The sequence below is a fragment of the Polynucleobacter nymphae genome (assembly GCF_018882155.1).
GTDB lineage: Bacteria > Pseudomonadota > Gammaproteobacteria > Burkholderiales > Burkholderiaceae > Polynucleobacter > Polynucleobacter nymphae.
Genome location: NZ_JACVPA010000002.1, coordinates 110,895 through 131,192, shown reverse-complemented (window position 1 = coordinate 131,192; position 20,298 = coordinate 110,895). Strand labels below are relative to the sequence as shown.

General features: G+C 45.6%; 24 protein-coding genes. 10 read left to right on the top strand and 14 right to left on the bottom strand.

The window, feature by feature from the left end:
- Position 1 precedes the first annotated feature (1 nt).
- Complete coding sequence (locus ICN29_RS09315; protein ID WP_216132551.1) at positions 2–1,459, bottom strand: NAD-dependent succinate-semialdehyde dehydrogenase; 1,458 nt, start codon at positions 1,457–1,459, stop codon at positions 2–4.
- Between the two features lie 371 nt (positions 1,460–1,830).
- Here ICN29_RS09315 and ICN29_RS09310 point away from each other — a divergent pair, with 371 nt between their 5' ends.
- Positions 1,831–2,049, top strand: a complete 219-nt coding sequence (locus ICN29_RS09310) for a hypothetical protein (protein WP_216132549.1) — start codon at positions 1,831–1,833, stop codon at positions 2,047–2,049.
- Positions 2,050–2,054: 5 nt separating this feature from the next.
- Here the strand turns inward: ICN29_RS09310 and ICN29_RS09305 are convergent, their stop codons facing one another.
- Both ICN29_RS09305 and ICN29_RS09300 read right to left on the bottom strand, forming a co-directional pair.
- Positions 2,055–2,432 carry a hypothetical protein gene (locus ICN29_RS09305; RefSeq protein ID WP_216132547.1) on the bottom strand — a complete coding sequence of 126 codons (378 nt, stop codon included), beginning with the start codon at positions 2,430–2,432 and terminating at the stop codon, positions 2,055–2,057.
- Positions 2,433–2,660 carry a hypothetical protein gene (locus tag ICN29_RS09300; protein ID WP_216132545.1) on the bottom strand — a complete coding sequence of 76 codons (228 nt, stop codon included), beginning with the start codon at positions 2,658–2,660 and terminating at the stop codon, positions 2,433–2,435. It abuts the gene before it with no gap.
- Positions 2,661–2,796: 136 nt separating this feature from the next.
- On the opposite strand from ICN29_RS09300, the gene ICN29_RS09295 reads away from it, so the two are divergent.
- Positions 2,797–3,468, top strand: a complete 672-nt coding sequence (locus ICN29_RS09295) for an alpha/beta hydrolase (RefSeq protein ID WP_216132543.1) — start codon at positions 2,797–2,799, stop codon at positions 3,466–3,468.
- Positions 3,469–3,472: 4 nt separating this feature from the next.
- Here the strand turns inward: ICN29_RS09295 and ICN29_RS09290 are convergent, their stop codons facing one another.
- The 3 genes from ICN29_RS09290 to pmbA form a co-directional block, all read right to left on the bottom strand.
- Positions 3,473–4,258 (bottom strand): sulfite exporter TauE/SafE family protein, encoded by a 786-nt coding sequence (locus ICN29_RS09290; RefSeq protein ID WP_216132541.1) that lies wholly within the window; start codon positions 4,256–4,258, stop codon positions 3,473–3,475.
- An 81-nt stretch (positions 4,259–4,339) separates the two neighbouring features.
- Positions 4,340–5,422, bottom strand: coding sequence for a TRAP transporter substrate-binding protein (locus tag ICN29_RS09285; protein ID WP_216132538.1), 1,083 nt, complete (start codon positions 5,420–5,422; stop codon positions 4,340–4,342).
- A 19-nt stretch (positions 5,423–5,441) separates the two neighbouring features.
- Positions 5,442–6,788 (bottom strand): metalloprotease PmbA, encoded by a 1,347-nt coding sequence (gene pmbA / locus ICN29_RS09280; protein ID WP_216132536.1) that lies wholly within the window; start codon positions 6,786–6,788, stop codon positions 5,442–5,444.
- Positions 6,789–6,814: 26 nt separating this feature from the next.
- Here pmbA and mog point away from each other — a divergent pair, with 26 nt between their 5' ends.
- The 4 genes from mog to ICN29_RS09260 all read left to right on the top strand — a co-directional run bounded on the left by mog (position 6,815) and on the right by ICN29_RS09260 (position 10,429).
- Entirely contained in the window at positions 6,815–7,438 is a 624-nt protein-coding gene (gene mog, locus ICN29_RS09275) for a molybdopterin adenylyltransferase (protein WP_216132534.1), read from the top strand.
- 44 nt (positions 7,439–7,482) lie between these two features.
- Positions 7,483–7,995, top strand: coding sequence for a TRAP transporter small permease (locus ICN29_RS09270; protein ID WP_216132532.1), 513 nt, complete (start codon positions 7,483–7,485; stop codon positions 7,993–7,995).
- A complete protein-coding gene (locus tag ICN29_RS09265) occupies positions 7,992–9,296 on the top strand; it encodes a TRAP transporter large permease (RefSeq protein ID WP_216132530.1) in 1,305 nt (434 codons plus the stop codon). Before ICN29_RS09270 ends, ICN29_RS09265 begins: the two co-directional genes overlap by 4 nt.
- Before the next feature lie 86 nt (positions 9,297–9,382).
- A complete protein-coding gene (locus ICN29_RS09260; RefSeq protein ID WP_216132528.1) occupies positions 9,383–10,429 on the top strand; it encodes a DctP family TRAP transporter solute-binding subunit in 1,047 nt (348 codons plus the stop codon).
- An 83-nt stretch (positions 10,430–10,512) separates the two neighbouring features.
- Here ICN29_RS09260 and orn read toward each other — a convergent pair whose 3' ends face one another.
- A complete protein-coding gene (gene orn / locus ICN29_RS09255; RefSeq protein WP_255538166.1) occupies positions 10,513–11,097 on the bottom strand; it encodes an oligoribonuclease in 585 nt (194 codons plus the stop codon).
- Positions 11,098–11,112: 15 nt separating this feature from the next.
- On the opposite strand from orn, the gene ICN29_RS09250 reads away from it, so the two are divergent.
- Both ICN29_RS09250 and rsgA read left to right on the top strand, forming a co-directional pair.
- Positions 11,113–12,363 (top strand): M48 family metallopeptidase, encoded by a 1,251-nt coding sequence (locus ICN29_RS09250; RefSeq protein WP_216132527.1) that lies wholly within the window; start codon positions 11,113–11,115, stop codon positions 12,361–12,363.
- A gap of 12 nt (positions 12,364–12,375) precedes the next feature.
- On the top strand, positions 12,376–13,389 hold the full coding sequence (gene rsgA, locus ICN29_RS09245; protein ID WP_216132525.1) for a ribosome small subunit-dependent GTPase A: 1,014 nt from the start codon (positions 12,376–12,378) through the stop codon (positions 13,387–13,389).
- Here the strand turns inward: rsgA and ICN29_RS09240 are convergent.
- The 6 genes from ICN29_RS09240 to rpsP form a co-directional block, all read right to left on the bottom strand.
- Positions 13,334–14,293, bottom strand: coding sequence for a CobD/CbiB family protein (locus ICN29_RS09240; protein ID WP_216132523.1), 960 nt, complete (start codon positions 14,291–14,293; stop codon positions 13,334–13,336). The two genes, rsgA and ICN29_RS09240, sit on opposite strands and share 56 nt — an antisense overlap.
- Positions 14,290–15,027: a CoA pyrophosphatase gene (locus tag ICN29_RS09235; protein ID WP_216132521.1), complete on the bottom strand. Its 738-nt coding sequence runs from the start codon at positions 15,025–15,027 to the stop codon at positions 14,290–14,292. The genes ICN29_RS09240 and ICN29_RS09235 overlap by 4 nt, the downstream gene beginning before the upstream one ends.
- Positions 15,028–15,093: 66 nt before the next feature.
- The gene (rplS, locus tag ICN29_RS09230) at positions 15,094–15,489 is read right to left on the bottom strand and encodes a 50S ribosomal protein L19 (RefSeq protein ID WP_216132519.1); all 396 of its coding nucleotides are present in this window, start codon (positions 15,487–15,489) and stop codon (positions 15,094–15,096) included.
- A 126-nt stretch (positions 15,490–15,615) separates the two neighbouring features.
- A complete protein-coding gene (gene trmD / locus ICN29_RS09225) occupies positions 15,616–16,362 on the bottom strand; it encodes a tRNA (guanosine(37)-N1)-methyltransferase TrmD (protein WP_216132517.1) in 747 nt (248 codons plus the stop codon).
- A gap of 34 nt (positions 16,363–16,396) precedes the next feature.
- Positions 16,397–16,960 carry a ribosome maturation factor RimM gene (gene rimM / locus ICN29_RS09220; protein WP_216132515.1) on the bottom strand — a complete coding sequence of 188 codons (564 nt, stop codon included), beginning with the start codon at positions 16,958–16,960 and terminating at the stop codon, positions 16,397–16,399.
- A gap of 90 nt (positions 16,961–17,050) precedes the next feature.
- Positions 17,051–17,296 carry a 30S ribosomal protein S16 gene (gene rpsP / locus ICN29_RS09215; protein WP_088524866.1) on the bottom strand — a complete coding sequence of 82 codons (246 nt, stop codon included), beginning with the start codon at positions 17,294–17,296 and terminating at the stop codon, positions 17,051–17,053.
- A gap of 191 nt (positions 17,297–17,487) precedes the next feature.
- On the opposite strand from rpsP, the gene ICN29_RS09210 reads away from it, so the two are divergent.
- Both ICN29_RS09210 and ICN29_RS09205 read left to right on the top strand, forming a co-directional pair.
- On the top strand, positions 17,488–18,030 hold the full coding sequence (locus ICN29_RS09210) for an META domain-containing protein (RefSeq protein WP_216861525.1): 543 nt from the start codon (positions 17,488–17,490) through the stop codon (positions 18,028–18,030).
- A gap of 116 nt (positions 18,031–18,146) precedes the next feature.
- Positions 18,147–18,500, top strand: coding sequence for a hypothetical protein (locus tag ICN29_RS09205; RefSeq protein WP_255538165.1), 354 nt, complete (start codon positions 18,147–18,149; stop codon positions 18,498–18,500).
- A 2-nt stretch (positions 18,501–18,502) separates the two neighbouring features.
- Here the strand turns inward: ICN29_RS09205 and ICN29_RS09200 are convergent, their stop codons facing one another.
- The gene (locus ICN29_RS09200; protein WP_216132511.1) at positions 18,503–20,290 is read right to left on the bottom strand and encodes an acyl-CoA dehydrogenase; all 1,788 of its coding nucleotides are present in this window, start codon (positions 20,288–20,290) and stop codon (positions 18,503–18,505) included.
- Positions 20,291–20,298: the final 8 nt, after the last annotated feature.

The window sequence follows — 20,298 nt, the reverse complement described above, 5'->3', positions numbered from 1 at the left end:
TTTATTCTGCCGCCTTAATACCGCCCATACAAAGATACTTGAGCTCTAAATAGTCTTCGATGCCGTGCTGTGAGCCTTCGCGACCTAGACCGCTTTCCTTGACTCCACCAAAAGGAGCAACTTCATTAGAAATAATGCCCTCATTAATGCCGACCATACCGTATTCCAATGCCTCTGCTACGCGCCAGATACGGCCAATGTTCTGACTGTAGAAGTAAGAAGCCAAACCAAATTGTGTATCGTTAGCCATCACTATGGCCTCTGCTTCGCTTGAAAATTTGAATATCGGGGCTAAAGGTCCAAATGTTTCTTCTCGAAATGCAAGCATATCTTTAGTAGCGCCAGAAACTACAGTAGGCTCATAGAAAGAACCGCCCAATGCATGGCGCTTACCGCCGATCACAATTTTTCCGCCTTTTTTCACGGCATCGTTTACTTGCTCTTCAACCTTAGCAAGGGCTTTATCGTCAATCAAGGGTCCAACAACAGTACCGACTTCAGAGCCATTGCCAACTTTAAGGGCGCCAACTGCTTTGGTAAATTTTTCAACGAATACGTCATATATCGAATCTTGCACCATGATGCGGTTAGCACAAACACAAGTTTGGCCAGCATTTCTATATTTAGAAATAATTGCCCCTTTAACGGCTGCGTCAATATCAGCATCATCAAAGACAATAAATGGCGCATTTCCACCCAACTCCATGGACACCTTCTTCACTGTCGTTGCGCATTGGGCTAATAACAACTTACCAATTTCAGTTGATCCAGTAAAACTGAGTTTTTTGACAATGGGATTTGAAGAAAGCTCACCACCGATTGCGATTGCAGACCCTGTTACACAAGAAAACACTCCAGGAGGAATGCCTGCCTCTTCAGCTAATTGGCATAGAGCTAAGGCGCTAAATGGCGTTTGACTTGCAGGCTTTAAAACAATCGTGCAACCAGCTGCTAAGGCAGGGCCAACTTTGCGGGTAATCATGGCCGATGGAAAGTTCCAAGGAGTGATAGCAGCACACACACCGATAGCTTGCTTAATTACAATTAATCTTTTATCAGGAGCGTGTCCAGGAATAGTCTCGCCGTACAAGCGTTTCGCCTCTTCGCCAAACCATTCTATAAAGGAGGCGCCGTAAGCAACTTCACCCCTACTTTCATCTAGGGGCTTGCCCTGTTCAGCTGTCATCAGTTGCGCGAGTGCCTCTTGATTTTGCATGATGAGATCAAACCACTTGCGCAAGATTTTGGCACGTTCTTTAGCGGTTTTGGAACGCCAAGCCGGTAAAGCTTGATTGGCAAAATCAATTGCTCTGCGCGTTTCAGCTGCGCCCATATTGGGAACCGTGCCAATCAATTGACCTGTAGCGGGATTATTAACAGAAATAGTGGCTTTGTTATCAGCCTCAACCCATTGGCCATTAATGTAGGCTTTTTCAAACTGGAAGGTTAAATTACTCATATTGTTTACGCTCAATCATTTATTGAAAGTTAAGGCTTTTGATAGCTAAAGAATTATTGATTTTAATCCTTTCTGATTACCCCCTGGTGGCATCCCTCTAGACTGCCTAGAGACCCACAAAATACGGGCTTGCACTTCCCAATTCATGGTTCCGATTGATAGCAGGTATGGATTTGTCTCAATCTCTCCAGGCAAGGTGGCTTGCACTACTAGAGTGCGAGATGAAATTGAATGTAAGCGCAAAACCTAGAAAAGCCCTATTTGCAATGCTTTTATTTGCATTCATTTTAAAAACCCAGAATTGGTGCATCTGATTTTCAAAATTGTGCAGCCCTCAAATTACTACTAATTTCTATAACCTAAGATACGGTATGCGTATCAAAATTACCAAAAGCCTCGTAGTCGCTGCTCAAATGCAAGAGACTGAAACTGTTCCTGAAGCCCTCTTTCCGGAAGGCGAGTATCTTGCCAATCTCACCTCTGAAGGAAAGATTGAAGTAATAAATACCAAGAAAATTAAGGCCCGATTTTCTTTTTCTCAATTCAGAGAAAAAATCTCTCTGGGTGAATTCGTTGTCGTAGAAAGTTAGACCGGTTAGTGCTCTAAGTCCAGGCTCTGAACCAAGCTGGCAAGCTTAACAACAGACTCAAAGGCATTAGAGCTACTCGCCTCTACATCTAAATTTTCCCAATTAAATTCCAAGGAAAAATGAGCCGACTCAATAATCAGTTCGTAGCTTGAAGTGGCTTTATTATTTGACTTAGCCTGCAGCTCCTCAGTGATGGGCACTTTGACTGCCTCAATCGCGTCAATCAGAATTGCTACCTCAGAGGCACTAAGCTCCCTACTATGCAATACATCATCTGTTCTTTTAATCGAAATCTTCGAGGCCCCATCAATCACTACCTCATATTGGTTTAATCCAAGATCAAACCAAACAGTTAACTCAAGAGCAATGGGATAGCTTTTCATTTAATCCACCTCGTCGGCATGGGGTTCATCAAAATGTTGTTTATGGGGCTTGAGCTTTACTTCTAACTGCACCCACTTACTTTGCTGTTTTCTATATTGGCAATCTTCTGCATGGTTTTCCAGTAAGCCAAAGATGACCGTTGTCGCTATCTTGCAATACTGGCAGCGATAAGCATGTTGATGTTCCTCAATTTTTTCCTGAGGATAGTCAATATAGAAGGGTTTCATCCGCAATCTCCAAGGTACTTGCTGCTGATGAAAACATCTTACACCCCAATAGTATTGACTGACTACCCTGGCGCTCTTTTGAGATACTCTATTAAAATGACACATTAAAAACATCCCAATACTTACTGGATACTCCATGGAATTACTGCCTTGCATTGAACTGGAAACTACCCCAAACCCAACAGCCGCTGTTATTTGGCTGCATGGCCTTGGAGCTGATGGCAACGACTTCGCCCCTATCATCCCCGAACTCAATCTGGCTGGCTGCCAAGGGATTCGCTTTGTTTTTCCAAGCGCACCAAGTATGCCGGTCACTTTAAATGGTGGTTATGTCATGCCTGCTTGGTATGACATTGTTGGGCGTAGCTTAGTGGATCAAGAAGATGCTTCAGGTATTTCGAAATCAGCTGTATCTATTGTTCAATTAATCGAGCGTGAGGCAAGTCGTGGCATTGCTTATGAAAACATCGTATTGGCTGGTTTCTCACAAGGCTGCGCAATGGTTTTACATGTCGGCCTACGCTTTCCACACAAGCTCGCTGGCATGATGGCGCTCTCAGGATATTTACCATTAGCAACGACTGCTCCCACTGAAAAGCACTCAGCAAACCAAAATACCCCTATCTTCATGGCTCACGGAGAATACGATCCAGTAGTTGCACTAGACCGCGCCCAAGCCTCATATGCTTTGCTTGAAAATATGGGGTATTCGGTCGAATGGAATGAGTATCCAATGGAGCACTCTGTTAACCGCGAAGAGCTCATTGATATCTCGCGCTTCTTACAGCAGGTTCTTAGCTCTCAATAAGGAGTTACATCAAGCCGTCAGCAATGAGCTTGACGCTGGCTACTAGCAAGAAAAACTGCACGATACGGTAATACCACTTCACTGAAATTTTTTCGGCTAAATAAAAACCGAGATAAACGCCTACTGGTACACAAGGTAAAAGAATGGCTGAAGTGGCCAATTGCTTGAAATGGAGTAAATCTAAATAAGCATAAGGTCCTAACTTGCCAAAATTAATAAAAGCGAAGAACACTCCCAGAGTAGAGGTATAAACCATTGGTAACAAGTTCTCGCGCAACATAAAGATGGTGATAGGTGGGCCGCCATTGTGCGCTACGAAGGAAGTGAACCCAGAAGTGACCCCCATGAGGCGGCCTAACCAAGGATAAGGCTTGGCGTCTCTCAAATCGAAATGGGATGTCACCAACATCTGAATTAAAAACAGCATAATAAATACGCCCACAAAAAGTGTTAAAGCTTTGGGTGTAATGACAGTAAAGAAAATCATCCCCAACAACATGCCAAAAAATGCCGCTGGAAGAATCAGTTTCAGAATTCGCCAATTCGCATTCTTCAAGAATCGCCGTATCCCTACCAAATCAATCGCAATTAATAGCGGTAATAAAATCGCTAATGCCTCATTTAAAGTAGACTGACTAGCCATGAGCGGCAAAGAAAGCACTCCTAAGCCAGCCCCAAAGCCACTTTTCGAAATCCCCACGACGATGACGCTCAAAATGGCGCAAATGAAAAATGCGAGCGAGTGTGCGTGAAAGGATTCTGTCACTGGGTTGATGAGGGTTTCAAGCATGATGCAATACTAATAAGCCCTGTGAGATTGAGTAAAAAAAGAAAAGGGCTTTGCAGCCCCTCTCTTGAGTGATTAATTAACTTAGAGTTTCTTATTGAAGCTATATTGCGCAAAGGCTTGCTCTGCCACATTAAACCATTGCGCTTCCATGTTTCTGAAGATGCGATAGTCGTCAAAAATCTTTTTGAACTGAGGATTCTTGGCAGATTCCTCTGCATAGGTTTCTTGACTAGCCTTGAAACAAGCGTCCATTACTGAAGTATTGAACTTGCGCAAGACTGCGCCACTCTCGAGTAAGCGCTGCAGTGCGGGTGGGTTTAACGCATCATACTTAGCGCACATATCCACATGGGCCTCAAAGCAAGCAGCCTCCCAGGCTGCTTGATAGGCAGGTGGTAAAGAGTCCCACTGCTTCTTATTGACTAAGAAAGAAAGGCCAGCGGCACCTTCCCAGAATGCAGGATAGTAATAATTCTTAGCTACCTTTGCTAAGCCCAGCTTTTCATCATCGTAAGGCCCAACAAATTCAGCAGCATCAATCGTGCCCTTTTCAAGAGCTGAATAGATTTCACCAGCAGGTAATTGCTGTGGAACTACTCCCAACTTTGCCAATACCTGCCCTGCAAAACCTGCGATACGGAACTTCAATCCTTTGAGATCTTCAGGGGACTTAATTTCTTTACGGAACCAGCCACCCATCTGAGTGCCAGTTTGTCCACCCAGGAAATTAACAATGTTGTAACTTGCATAGAGCTCGCGCATCAACTTCATACCATTACCATGAAGCATCCATGCTGATTGTTGCCTTGCAGTCATGCCAAAAGGCGCTGCAGTATCAAATATAAATGCACTGTTCTTGCCTAAGTAGTAATAGCTCGCTGTATGACCGCATTCAACAGTGCCGTTCTGAACGGCATCTAATACTTGCAAAGCAGGAACAACTTCGCCAGCAGCGAATACTTTGACATTAAATTTTCCATCAGTAGCTTTGCGTAATGAATTAGCAAATACCTCGGGTGCACCGAACAAGCTATCCAAGGATTTAGGAAAACTAGATACTAAACGCCAATTGAGAGTTGGTAAGCTTTGCGCAAGCGCAGGTGCGCCGATAGCGGCGACTCCAGCTCCAATGGTCGCTTTCTTTAAAAATGAACGTCTTTGCATTTCCATCCCCTTTCAGTATTTATTTTCCGCCAACAGTCATCGAACCAATCAAAATTGAGCCGGTTTCTTTAGTTCCCCGTATCAAAGTGTCACTACCAATCATAGCAATATCTAACAGCATATCGCGTAGATTACCTGCGATCGTTAGCTCTTCAACTGGATATTGGATTTCACCATTTTCAATCCAATAGCCAAAGGCACCTCGTGAATAATCCCCAGTGACATAGTTCACGCCCTGCCCCATTAATTCAGTAACTAGGAGGCCTGTACCCATCTCTTTTAGTAAAGCGGGTAATCCACCTTTGGGCGTTTTCTTACTCTGTAGCTTTAAATGATGTGCGCCACCAGCGTTACCGGTAGTCTTCATTCCTAATTTACGGGCTGAGTAAGTAGATAAAAAATATCCTTCTAAGATCCCTTTATCCACAACAGTACGTGCAGCAGTTTTCACGCCCTCTTCATCAAAAGGCGCACTACCTGTCATCGACTTTAGATGGGGATTTTCAAAAAGGCTGATATGTTTTGGAAGCACTTGCTTGCCTAGGCTGTCTAATAAAAAACTTGAGCGTCGATAGAGCGCTCCACCTGACACAGCTTGTACTAATCCGCCCAAGAGCCCTGCAGCCAATGGCGCCTCAAAAATGACAGGGCAACGACGCGTTGTCAATGAGCGCGCCTTTAAACGGGATAGCGCACGCTGTGCTGCGTACTGACCGATTAAGGCAGGGTCAGCCAATTCTTCTGGTATGCGCGAAGTAGAGTACCAATCATCACGTTGCATATTTGGCTGCTTACCGCCCTCACTTGCAATAGGTGCGCAAGAAATATAATGGCGAGAAAATGGATAGCCGCCCATAAAGCCATGACTTGTGCCCATCATGAAATGCGCATGGTGTGCAGATACAGATGCGCCATCGCTATTCTGAATTTGCTTGCTCACTGAAAATGCAGCGCCTTCTGCAATGCGGGCAATTTCCACTGCATGTGCTGCATCAATATTCCATGGATGAAACAAATCCAAATCACGAGGATTTTTTTCTAAGAGCTCACGTTCAGCCGGTCCAGCACAAGCATCTTCAGCAGTGTGCTCGGCAATATGATATGCGGCATCAACAGTTGCCTTCAATGACGCTTTGGAAAAATCGCTTGTGCTGGCATTGCCACGGTGATGTCCTAAAAATACCGTGACTCCGACCTGCTTGTCTAAGCTTTGCTCAATCGTTTCAACCTCGCCTTTACGGACCGTTACAGATAGGCCCTGACCCTCAGAAACCTCGGCAACAGCGTCCGAAGCCCCCCTTCTTTTGGCTTCTTTAAGCAAGAAATCGACGATTTCTTGAAACTGACTGGATGTATATGTAAACATGCCCTAATAATAGCTAGAATAGAAACATGAAGCATACCGAAGACCAAAAGCGCAGCACCCCAAATGAAGTCAGAATTGGCCTGATCTCGATCTCTGATCGAGCCAGTAAAGGGGTATATCAAGATGAGGGCATCCCTGCCCTGCAGACTTGGCTCATGAAAGCCATTAAAAATCCTTGCGACTTTCATGAGCGCCTCATTTCAGACGACTCTGAAATCATCACAGAAGCCATTGTAGAATTGGTAGATGACATGAGGTGTGATCTAGTCCTCACTACAGGAGGCACAGGGCCATCTCGCAGAGATGTCACCCCTGAGGCTACCTTGGATGCTGGAACACGTGAAATGCCCGGCTTTGGTGAACAAATGCGTCAAATTAGCCTGAAGTTTGTTCCAACTGCAATATTGTCAAGGCAAGTTGCCGTGCTAAGAGAAATTGAAGAACATGCCGCGCTTGTTATTAATTTGCCCGGTCAACCCAAAGCGATCGCCGAAACACTTGAAGGCCTCAAAGATGATAATGGGAAAGTCCTCGTTCCAGGTATCTTTGCCGCAGTTCCTTACTGCATTGATTTAATCGGTGGGCCTTATATCGAGACCAATGAAGAGATCATCAAAGTCTTTAGACCCAAAAGCGCTCTCAAAAAATAACTTTACCCTTTTCTCCCGATGCGAGTCATTGGGATGCACTTCCTATGAGCGACAAATTCAATATCACAGAAGTTGAAAATCAGCAGACAGAGTCTTTAGAGCAGCCAGGCTTACGGATTGAAGATTGGATCACTGTCACAGTAATGGGCTTTTTAGCGTTAATTACTTTTGGCAATGTACTTGCTCGCTATTTCACGAATCAATCATTTGCCTGGACCGAAGAGTTTTCAATCTTCTTAATGATGGCTTTGACCTTAATTGCCGGCAGCGCTGCTGCTGCAAGAGATCGCAATATTCGGATTGAAATTTTTTCTGATAAGGGCTCACCACAGCGCCGTCGTAATCTCGCGATTGCTTCTGGCTCTGCAACGTTTTTACTTTACCTGCTGCTAGCCTATCTCGGCTCATTACTAGCCTGGGATGAATACCGCTTTGGAGAAACATCTCCTGGTATCGGAGTTCCTAAATGGTGGTACACCATCTGGCTGCCGCTACTCTCCATCCTAATTGCGGTTCGCTCCGGAATCTTGCTGATCAAACAATGGCGAACTAAATGATTACGATCGCCATCATTCTTTTTGTGATTTTTATTACGCTAATGCTCATTGGCGTACCAATTGGTGCTGCTCTTGGCATTGGAGGCATTGTTGCTATCACCCTATCAAACCTCGATACAGCAAACTATGGATTACTAGCTGTTCCACAAAATTTTTATGCGGGTATTGCTAAGTACCCGCTGCTAGCCATTCCGATGTTTGTATTGGTAGGCTCTATTTTTGATCGTTCCGGCGTTGCAGAGCGTTTGGTGAATTTTGCAGTAGCGATTGTGGGTCGTGGCCCTGGCATGCTGCCCTTAGTAGCAATCTTGGTAGCCATGTTTCTGGGAGGTATCTCTGGCTCTGGCCCAGCAAATGCCGCAGCAGTGGGTGGTGTCATGATTGCAGCAATGGCAAACGCTGGCTATCCTCGCGCTTTTGCAGCCAGTATTGTTGGTGCAGCTGCCGCAACCGATATTTTGATTCCCCCATCTGTTGCCTTTGTTGTCTATAGCGTTCTCGTGCCAGGTGCATCAGTACCAGCACTCTTTGCTGCGGGAATGTTTCCGGGTCTACTTGCTGGCATCGCCCTTATTGTTCCTGCAGTGTGGCTGGCACGCAAACATAAGATGGGTGCCCTAGAGGCGGACTTACCGCGTCCACCTTTTTGGAAAAGTTGCAAAGAGGCACTCTGGGGCTTAAGTGCGCCCTTTATTATTTTGGGTGGAATGCGCGCGGGCTGGTTCACGCCAACGGAAGCCGCTGTCGTTGCAGTGTTTTATGGCCTGTTTGTAGGTATGGTGATTTATCGCACCATCAAAATTCGTGACCTTTATGTAATCCTTCTCGAGGCTGGAGAAACCTCATCGGTAATCTTAATGGTCATCGCCTTGGCTGGCATCTTTGCCTATGCACTCTCAACCTTAGGTGTCATCGATCCAATGGCTCATGCGATTGCGCACTCAGGCATTGGTGAGGCAGGAGTCTTGGCTCTCATCGTCCTACTACTAATGACCTTGGGAATGTTTCTAGATGGTATTTCGATATTCCTAATCTTTGTGCCATTACTTTTACCAATTGCCCAAGCCTATCAATGGGACCTAGTGTGGTTTGGTGTCATCCTCACACTGAAGGTTGCCCTGGGACAATTTACGCCACCACTCGCGGTCAATCTGATGGTGGCCTGCAAGATCGCTGGCGTCAAAATGGAAGAAACCATCCCTTGGGTTATTTGGCTGCTTGGGGCGTTCTTCATGGCGATGGTTCTAGTCTTGATATTCCCGCCAATTGCCACTTGGTTGCCACGTTATTTAGGCTACTAAAAATTTGTGCATCGCACCAGAAGAGCGTGCCTTGAGTTCTCATATAGAATCAAAAAACTTTATCAAAAGCAAAAAAGGGGTTTCAAATGAATAAGCGCTCTTTCCTGACAAGCACACTAGCTTCATTGCTTGCAGTAGTGGGTCTCACAGCGTCATTGCACTCGAATCTAGCAATCGCTGCGGAATATAAATCAGAGTACAAAATGTCACTGGTACTTGGCACCGCCTTCCCTTGGGGGAAAGGTGGAGAAATTTGGGCCGATCTCGTACGTGAGCGCACCAATGGGCGTATCAACATCAAACTTTATCCTGGTGCCTCTTTAGTTGGTGGTGATCAGACCCGTGAGTTCACGGCGATCCGTCAAGGCGTGATTGATATGTCAATTGGCTCCACTATTAACTGGTCGCCACAGGTCAAAGAGCTTAATTTATTCTCGCTGCCTTTCTTGATGACCAACTATCAGTCGATTGATGCTCTAGTGAAAGGCCCTGTAGGCAAAGATTTGCTAGACATCATCGAGAAGCAAGGCGTTGTTCCACTTGCTTGGGGTGAAAATGGTTTTAGAGAGATCTCTAACTCTAAAAAAGAAATTAAGAAACCAGAAGATCTTAAAGGCATGAAGTTCCGCGTGGTGGGATCACCGATTTACAACGAAACTTTTTCAGCACTAGGCGCAAACCCAACTCAGATGAGCTGGGCCGATACTCAAGCTGCATTGGCTTCTGGCGCAGTAGATGGTCAAGAAAATCCTGAGTCTGTTTATGCCTCAGCAAAACTCTACACAGTGGGGCAAAAGTACGTTACGGTATGGCGCTATGTTGCTGACCCATTGATCTTTGTTGTAAATAAACAAGTCTGGGAAAGTTGGACTCCTCAAGATCGCGAGATCGTGCAGCAGGCAGCAATTGATGCTGGTAAACAAGAGGTAGCTATTGCTCGCAAAGGTCTAGTAGAGCCAAATCAACCGGCTTGGAAAGATGTGGAGCAATATGGCGTTAAAGTAACTTACCTCACGCCTGAAGATCGCAAACTCTTTGTTGCCGCCACTCGTGACGTATATAACAAGTGGAAAAATCAAATTGGTGCTGCATTGGTAGATAAAGCTGAAAATGCAGTTGCTAACGCCAAGTAATTAAACTCGCTTTAAATACAAAAAGGTCTGCTGCGGCAGACCTTTTTCTTTATTACCTATACCCATCTTTCTAAACCTCAAAATTAAGGCAGCGGTACGATAAATTTATCGCGGTAGTACTTTAGCTCTTCAATAGATTCTTCAATATCTGCCAAGGCGGTATGGGCCTGATTTTTAGTAAAACCCTTCACCAACTCTGGATGCCAACGCTTACACAACTCCTTGAGAGTCGACACATCAATACTTCGATAATGAAAATAAGCTTCTAACTTCGGCATGTACTTAGCCATGAAGCGACGATCTTGACCAATCGTATTGCCACACATCGGTGCAATACCAGCCTTAATATATTTCTGTAAAAAAGCAATGCACTCTGCTTCGACAGTTGCCTCATCCAATGTAGATGCTTTGACTTTATCGATCAGACCAGAACGGCCATGAGTACCTGTATTCCAAGCATCCATTGCACCTAAAATGGTGTCATCTTGATGAACGACCCAGACCGGGGCAGTTGCAATGGTATTGAGGTGGGCATCCGTGACAATGATGGCGATTTCTAGAATGCGCTCGGTTTCGGGGTTTAAACCCGACATTTCCATATCCACCCAAATGAGGTGCTCATTAGCGGGGGGCGCCTTTTTCTCGGCCATGTTTGTTTGTTCGCTCATATCTATAATGATCTCATGACATTCACAATTGTTTTTCTAATCGCCTTCATTGCCAGTTTTGGCCTACGCCACTGGCTGTCCCAACGTCAAATCCGCTATGTAGCCCAGCACCGCGATCGGGTTCCTGCAGAATTTGCTGAAAAAGTGACCTTAGCCGAACATCAAAAAGCAGCTGACTACACTATCGCCAAACTCCGCCTCGGTATTTTAGAAAATGGGGTCAGCGCCATTATTTTAATTACCTTCACTTTATTGGGTGGCTTGCAAATTCTCAATATGGCTCTTCTGCAATTATTAGGCGAAGGAATTGCCCAACAAATTGCCCTCCTAGTCTCTATCGTGATCATCTCCGGAATTATCGATATCCCCTTCTCCTGGTACAAACAGTTTCATCTGGAGGAGCGCTTTGGTTTTAACCGCATGGGTAAAAAATTATTCTTCAGCGACATGATGAAGGGTTTAGGGGTGGGTGGTGCAATTGGTATCCCACTGCTTTGGGTGATTCTCACTCTCATGGCTCAAGCTGGTGATCTTTGGTGGCTATGGGCATGGGGAGTGTTGACTGCATTTAGCTTGCTGATGCAGTGGATCTTTCCTACCTTCATTGCCCCGCTCTTTAACAAGTTTCAAGCTCTAGAAGATGGTCCTTTAAAAACCCAAATCGAAGCCCTACTGAAACGCTGTGACTTTGCTAGTCAAGGTTTATTTGTAATGGATGGCAGTAAGCGTAGTGCGCATGGCAATGCGTTCTTTGCTGGCATGGGCAAGGCAAAACGCATTGTCTTCTTTGATACCTTGATTGAAAAACTGAACCCGGGTGAAGTGGAAGCGGTGCTTGCTCATGAGTTAGGCCACTTTAAATGCAAGCATATTCGTAAGCGCCTCTTCGTTTCTTTTGCCTTGAGCTTTGCTATGTTTGCTCTACTGGGATGGATTAGCACCAAAGTCTGGTTCTACACCGACCTTGGCGTGATGCCCAACCTCAATGGCTATAACGGCGGCTTAGCACTAGCCCTCTTTATGCTGGTATCTCCAGTATTTAGCTTTTTCTTTACACCACTTGCCAGTCTAGCTTCACGTAAACATGAATACGAGGCCGATGGCTTTGCTGCCGAAAAATCTTCTGCTCAAGATTTGATCTCTGCTTTAGTCAAGCTATACCAAGACAATGCTTCAACGCTCACTCCGGATCCGATTTATACCGCCTTCTATAGCTCACATCCACCGGCTCCACTGCGGATTGCTAACTTACAGCGTCTAAGCTAAAACTCATCTTCAATGGAACAGTTTCACGCGCTACTTACTGCTTCTTATGGAAGGCACTATCTAGCGCAGCGTTTGGTATTAGACACACAAGGAAATGAATCGCCTCAGGGCTCATTAATACAAGTGAGCACGCCTGCTAAGCAGCACGTTGGTGCAGTTGGCGATCGCATGCTTCTTGAGATGACATCGGCAGATCAAGCGCGCATTATTCAAATTGAGCCCCGCGAGAATATTCTCTATCGATCAGATGCATTTAAGAGCAAGATCATTGCCTCTAATGTCGATCAAATTTTGGTAGTACTCGCAACGCAACCTGCGTTCTCACCCGATCTTTTGGGTAGAGCTGTAGTAGCTGCAGAAGCTAATCAAATTGGCTTACATATTCTCTTAAATAAATGTGACCTCAAAGACAATCTAGAGCACGCTCGCAAAATCATTGCGCCGTATGCACGCATGGGCTATTCAGTAAGCGAGGTATCCGCTAAGTTTGATTCTGCATCGATTGATGCACTCCAATCAACTCTCTGTGGCAAGGTCTCCGTCTTTGTAGGTCAATCAGGTATGGGTAAGTCGAGCCTCTTAAACGCCTGGGTTCCTAATGCTGCTGCCCTTACCCAAGAATATTCAGTGCGTTTAGACACTGGGAAGCACACTACGACCGCTTGTCGTTATTTTGAATTACCGCAGGCTTGGGGTAGAGATCCATCCGGTAAGCTTGGGGCACTCATTGATTCTCCAGGATTTCAGGAGTTTGGTTTGGCCCACATGTCCGTAAGTGAATTACAACACGCCTTTAGAGAATTTAAAGACTTACTGGGAAAGTGTCGCTTTCATAATTGCGCACATGAATCAGAGCCAGATTGCGCCGTAAGAGATGCAGTCGATAGAAATGAAATAGCGCCAGAAAGACTGGCGCTATTTAGACAGCTGCACTCGGACTCAAAAACTGCAGATACGCAAATTCAGGGAATTAGCCAAGCCAAAGAGCGATGGTCAGCATTAGCAATAAAGCCATCCAAGCGATAACTAGGCGCCATACCAAGCCTACTGCGGAGCGCATTGTGCGTTCGGTAGGCTCAAGACCTACTTCATAGATTAGCGGCTCACCAGCCTCTGCCATCCTTAATGCTTCATCGCTGTCGGGCTCGCTTAAGGGCTCACCTAAACGCACACCCAAGGCGCCACCACCTGCAGCCAATATGACTGCTGACAAAGAGTCAGTCCATTTTTGAGTGAGGTAGCGCCATGCATAAACAGCACCTTCAAAATTACCAACAATTGCAAAGCCCATTGCAGTGATACGCGATGGAATCCAATCGAGCACGAAGAAGAAATGACGTGCGGCTTCGCTCAAATTAAAGTCACCGCGCTCAGACCAACGCTGAGCAGCAATATCAGCCAAACGATAGAGCACAACACCTGCGGGGCCCATTGGCATCATGAACCAGAACAGTACACCAAACACGTGGCGATGTGAGCCAATGATGGCACGCTCAAGCGCTAAAGAGATGACTTGAGTTTCTGTCAAATTGGAAGTATCCAAGTCTGGGCCATACCAATCACCTAATGCAGCGCGTGCTGCTGGCAAATCATGAGCCTCAATGGCTTGATGGACCAGAGTAAAGGAATGGCTGAACTGACGAAAGCCGAAAAACAAATAGGCAATCACGATGTTCCACAAGAAACCCAAGATTGGGTAGGTCACCATACAGGTGACATAAACCAAGAACACTAAAAAGGTTGGCAGAATAAAGGCTACTAAGCAGGCCAAGCGTGCGCCAACTGGGCTTGCACCTTCTTCAGTCTTGCCACCGAATTCTCCAGCGACCCAATCTAGCCAACGGGTGCTAGTACGCACAATCCAATGGCTAGCAGTTACTGGGCGATATTGCTCAGCAATGAGGGCGAAGAGAATAGAAAAGAAAGTCATACTTTTAATAAATGATATAGGTTACGCAACATTCCCGCAGTGGCACCCCAAATAAAGCGGTTCTCATAAGGCATTGAATAAAAACGACGGCCACCCTGCTCACTTTGCCACACCCTAACCTGATGGTTTGCTGGATCTAACAAAAAACGTAAGGGCACTTCAAATACATCTGCCACTTCAAATTCATCTAAGACGTATTCTGCCTGAGCTTGTACTAACCCCACTACCGGCGTAACGCTATAGCCAGAAACGGTTAAATATTGCGGTAAATGCCCAATAATCTCAACCTGCTTGCGGTCCAAACCAATCTCTTCTTCGCTCTCCCGAAGCGCAGTCTCGTGAGGGCTCTGATCTTCCGAGTCCATCCGACCTCCAGGAAAGCTAATTTGCCCAGCATGATCACGTAAATGATTAGTACGCTGTGTCAATAAAACCCATAAGCCATCTTCCTTCAACACCAAAGGAATCAGTACCGCTGCTTTAGTCACCTTGCCGGCAGCATTGCGTTTAGCAATGATGTCAGATGCAATCACATGACGATTCTCATCAGTAATTTCTGGCTGCCATACTGGAGGAGACTCAAAACGGGCCCTTAAGCTTGCTGGCTCAAGATGCTCTATAGGTACTTTTCTCTGATTACTACAAACCTCATGAATCGGAATAGCTTGCGCATCAAATCCCGGCGGTGCAGCCACATTGATTGCATCTTCTTCGGTCTCAGGGATCTTGGGCATATTCATATTTTAAGGCTACAAAAAAGGCGACCTAGGCCGCCTTTTTAATTTGCATCAAAGCAGCCATTATTCAGCAGCTGGAGCAGCTACTGCCTTAGTGCGAGCTTGAAGCTTTTCTTTAATACGTGCTGACTTACCAGAACGATCACGCAAGTAGTACAACTTCGCGCGACGAACATCACCGCGACGCTTCACTTCAATGCTAGCAATCAATGGTGAGTATGTTTGGAAAGTACGCTCAACGCCTTCACCAGAAGAAATCTTACGCACGATAAAGTTAGAATTGAGTCCGCGATTACGCTTCGCAATCACAACGCCTTCAAAGGCCTGGGCACGCTTACGTGTACCTTCAACAACGTTTACGCTAACAACCACTGTGTCGCCAGGCGCAAAACTTGGCAATACTTTGTTAGCAGTTAAGCGAGCAATTTCTTCTTGCTCAATTTTTTCAATTAAATTCATTTTCAATCCTTAAACATCTTGTTAACGTTTAATCCCGAGATATTTATCAACGGACTTAACAGAGGATGCAGTTAAAACAATTTCACTAAACCAAAAACATAACCTTTAAATCACTACTGAGAGTATTCACAGCGAGCGAAGAAATTGTTCATCTTCTCGGGTTAGCAACCCATTGGCTCTAGCAGATTCAATTAAATCCGGCCGGAACCTGAACGTCAGCTCTAAAGACTTCTGCCGACGCCAATCCGCTATTTTAGCGTGATGTCCACCTAAAAGCACGTCCGGCACTGACAAATTTTCATATATTTCGGGGCGGGTGTAGTGTGGATAGTCCAAAAGACCGTTCATAAAGCTATCCTGGGCCGCAGATTCGCCATCTCCAAGAGCTCCTGGGATCAGCCTAATCACCGCGTCCATCATCGCCATAGCGGGGATTTCACCCCCAGAAAGGACAAAATCGCCAATAGAGAGCTGCAAATCGACATTTCGATCAACAAAACGTTGGTCGACTGCCTCATACCGACCGCAAATGAAGCTCAAATTGCCATATTGGAGAATGTCAGCGGCTATTTTCTGAGAAAACCGCTCACCTTGAGGCGCTAATAGGCAAATAGGGCCTGTTTTGATATTGGCGGCCTGATGGGCCGCTTTAATACTGGCAACGGTATCTTCCAGGGGTTTGGCCATCATGACCATTCCTGGACCGCCGCCATAGGCGCGATCATCTACCGTCTTACGAGGATCGGTACAAAAATCTCTCGGATTCCACAGATGAACACTAGCTAGTGATTGCTCACATGCGCGACCAGTCACACCCCACTGCGTTAAAGCGGAGAACATTTCTGGGAATAAAGTCACAACATCAAAGCGCATATCTATATTCGTCGGTTTATTTTTTATTCGTTCATCACCAATCACTCTGCCAATCAAGAGTAATTGTTTTATTAGCCAAGTCTACGTTTTTCACCACTTCTTTTACAAATGGGATTAATTGTTTAATCGTTTTGTTTGATACATCGCCAATGGCGATCACACCATGCGCACCATTCTCAGTGACATCAATCACCTCACCAAGTGCTTCATTTTGCAGATTCACTGCAATGCATCCAATCAGATCAATCCAATAATAAGAATCATCATCTGGTATCGGAAACGCATCACGCGCTACTAATATTCTGGCGCCTTTTAATGCCAGTGCTTGATCACGATTGCTCACGCCCTCTAGGGCCATGACGACATTGCCGCTATGCATTTTGGCGCTCTTCACTTTAAATTGAGTTAACGAAGCCTGCTCAACAGACGCAGAGACACCTGCATCCCTACGCGGGATCAGAGATAACCAAACAGCTTTAGAAGATAGAAGCGCTACTGGCTCTGATGAGTGAGGTCTAACCTTCACTTGACCCTGTAACCCTTGGGCCTCAGAAACGGCGCCAAGTTCAATCAAATCATTTAGGGAAGGTGAACTCATTTGAAAGACACCCTATTTTCCCGAAATAAAACTACTGAAATCCTGCTGCCAAAAACTCCACCACATAGATGAAGTCTTTAGCAAAGTGATTTAAACAGCAGGATTATTTTTGATCAAACGAACAACGGTTGGAGATATTTGCGCGCCAACACCAGTCCAATAAGTCAAACGATCTTGAGCGATGCGCATAGCTTGCTCAGTTGCAACTGCTTGTGGATTGAAATAGCCAATGCGCTCGATAAAGTTCGAGTCACGACGGTTGCGCTTATCAGTAGCAACGATGCTGTAAAAAGGGCGCTTCTTAGAACCGCCGCGTGCCAGTCGAATGACGACCATACTTATTCCTTAAAAAATCTAAAATGAAAAAATCTTGGGCTCCGGCCCACCAAAGTAACGCACGGTAGAGCGGAAAACCTCATATTCTAGACGAAAACCCCTACTTCTTCCACCTTTTTAAGCGCCTAAGACAGTAGAATAGAAGCCTCCAGTGAATAAAAAATACATATAAAACAATAACTTAGATAAATATGCATGCAAATATAGTGACCCATACCCTCCCAAAAGAGCTCTCTAAGAGCTTTTCAAGAAGCCTATTTGTGGTGTTTTCGTCTCTGGGTATCGCTCTCTTGACTGGGTGCGCTAACGTCATTCCGCCCTGTAACGCTAAAACTAGTCCCCCTAGCAGTGAACTTCGCAATACCAAATGGGAGCTCACCCGCTGGAACTTATCCCCCAACAGCAGTGGTGAGGTACGTACCCGCCAAATTCCACAAGGTGACACTAGTAATCCCATTCAAATAAGTTTTGATGCCGCTGGTCAGCGCGTGAGTGGCTCCACCGGCTGCAATCGGTTTACTGCACAGTTGGATGAAGATAATCGTGGCTTTACCTTCACTAAGATTGTGAGCACCAAGATGGCATGTACGCCTCAACGTAATGAATTAGAAAATGATTTTCTGTATGAGCTCAATGACTATCGCAGCATCGTCCGAAATGGCGATCAATTGCTGATGATTGGAGCTGATCGTGAAGTACTGAGCTTTACGCAGCGCCCCAATGTCAATAAATAAGTCAATCAAAAGATAAAAGATTAATGAAAAACTCCAAACTGATTTTTTGCGCCCTCGGATTTTTTTTCCCGGGTAGCGGACTCAATTGTTTTTACTTACAAGGCCTAAAATCCTTTTTGGCCTGGGCACAATTATTTTCTTTGATTGGCGGCATTGCTGGTTGGATCATCTTAAAGAACGCCCATTTTCACTCCGCACCTGGTTGGGTTCTCGTCACCTTCGGTTTTATTGCTATAGAAGCCAGTTGGTTAACGACGATTGCCTTTGGTCTTCGCCCTGATGAGAAATGGGATGCACAATTTAATCCTGGCATTGAAGATCGCCATCGTACCCGCTCTGGCTGGCCAGTGATTCTGACGGTGATCTTCTCACTCATATTGGGTGCTGGTGTGATGATGACCTTTTTGGCTGTCTCTTTTGAGCAATTCTTCATCTCTCAAATTCATGAAGCAAGAAAGCTATCCCAATAACTTTAGAATTGCTCTACCTCTAAAGCATTTGTAGAGTGGCCACTCTCAAGAATCGAAGTGGCTAAGGCACTAGCTTGTGGCAATAAATTCTCCGCAAAGAAACGCGCCGTAGCAATCTTGGCGCCATAAAAAGTAGGGTCGCTGTTGCGTAAACGCTCCGCAGCTAAGAGGCTACGAGCCATTTGCCAACCACCCAATACCAAGCCAGACAGACGTAAATAAGCAAAGCTACCGGCATACACTGCTTTGGCATCGCTCTTCGCATTTGCCACAATATAAGCCACTGCTTCTTCAAATGCTTTGCGTCCTGCAGTTAACTGCTTAAGTACTGCCTGAGCATCTGCTGAAGCACTCGCTGCTAACTCTTTTTCTATTTGGGCTATTTTTTGTGAAAATACCTTCGCAGTAGCACCGCCATCTCGTACTGTTTTTCTACCAAGCAAATCATTTGCCTGAATGGCAGTAGTCCCTTCATAGATCGTCAAGATACGCGCATCGCGATAATGTTGAGCAGCGCCCGTCTCTTCAATAAAGCCCATGCCACCATGTACTTGGATTCCTAAGCTAGCGACCTCGATTGACATCTCTGTTGAGAATCCTTTCACAATCGGCACTAAGAATTCATAAATAGCTTGGCTCGTTTTGCGCTCGGGTTCGTCAGGTGCTGCATGTTGCGCATCATAAGCAGCAGCAGCGTAATAAGCCAATGCACGAGAAGCTTCTGTATAAGCACGCATTGTCATCAGCATGCGCTTAACATCTGGTTGATGAATAATTGCTACCGGTCCATCTGAGCCTGAGAGATCACGACTTTGTACACGATCTTTGGCATATTGGACGGCTTTTTGATAAGCACGCTCAGCCACTGCAATGCCTTGCATGCCTACTGCAAAGCGAGCGGCATTCATCATTACAAACATGTATTCGAGGCCGCGATTCTCTTCACCAACCAGGTAGCCGATAGCACCGCCGTGATCGCCGAACTGCAGAACAGCAGTTGGGCTCGCCTTAATGCCCAGCTTGTGCTCAATCGATACACAGTGAACATCATTACGCTCGCCTAAAGAGCCATCAGTATTGACTAAAAATTTGGGCACTACAAATAACGAAATCCCTTTAACCCCCTCTGGCGCATCTGGAGTTCTTGCCAGCACCAAATGGACAATATTTTTTGCCATATCGTGCTCGCCATAGGTGATATAGATTTTGGTACCAAATATTTTGTAGGTGCCATCACCTTCAGGTACAGCTTTAGAGCGGACCATCGATAAATCAGAGCCTGCCTGCGACTCGGTTAAGCACATGGAGCCAGTCCACTCGCCAGAAATCATATTCGGCACATATTGCTCTTGAATTTCTGGGCTAGCTGCAGTTAACAAGGCTTCAATTGCGCCATCAGTCAACATGGGACATAAAGCAAAAGACAAACTGGCTGAGTGCACCATTTCAAAACAAGCAGCGGCAATTAACTTTGGTAATCCTTGGCCACCAAACTCAGCTGGATGTACTACACCCTGCCAACCAGCAGCAGCAAATTGCGCAAACGCTTCTTTAAAACCAGGCGTTGTAGTAACAACACCATCTTTCCATGAGCTTGGATTTTGATCACCGGGCCAATTGAGTGGTGCAACAACGTCTTGATTGAACTTTGCAGACTCTTCCAGAATTGCTGGAGCCAAATCAACATCAGCGCCTGCTTGTGCATAAGAAGGATAAGCCACCACATCTGCTAGCCCAGCTAACTCATTCATCACAAACAACATGTCTTTTACTGGGGCTACGTATGGCATTACCGCTC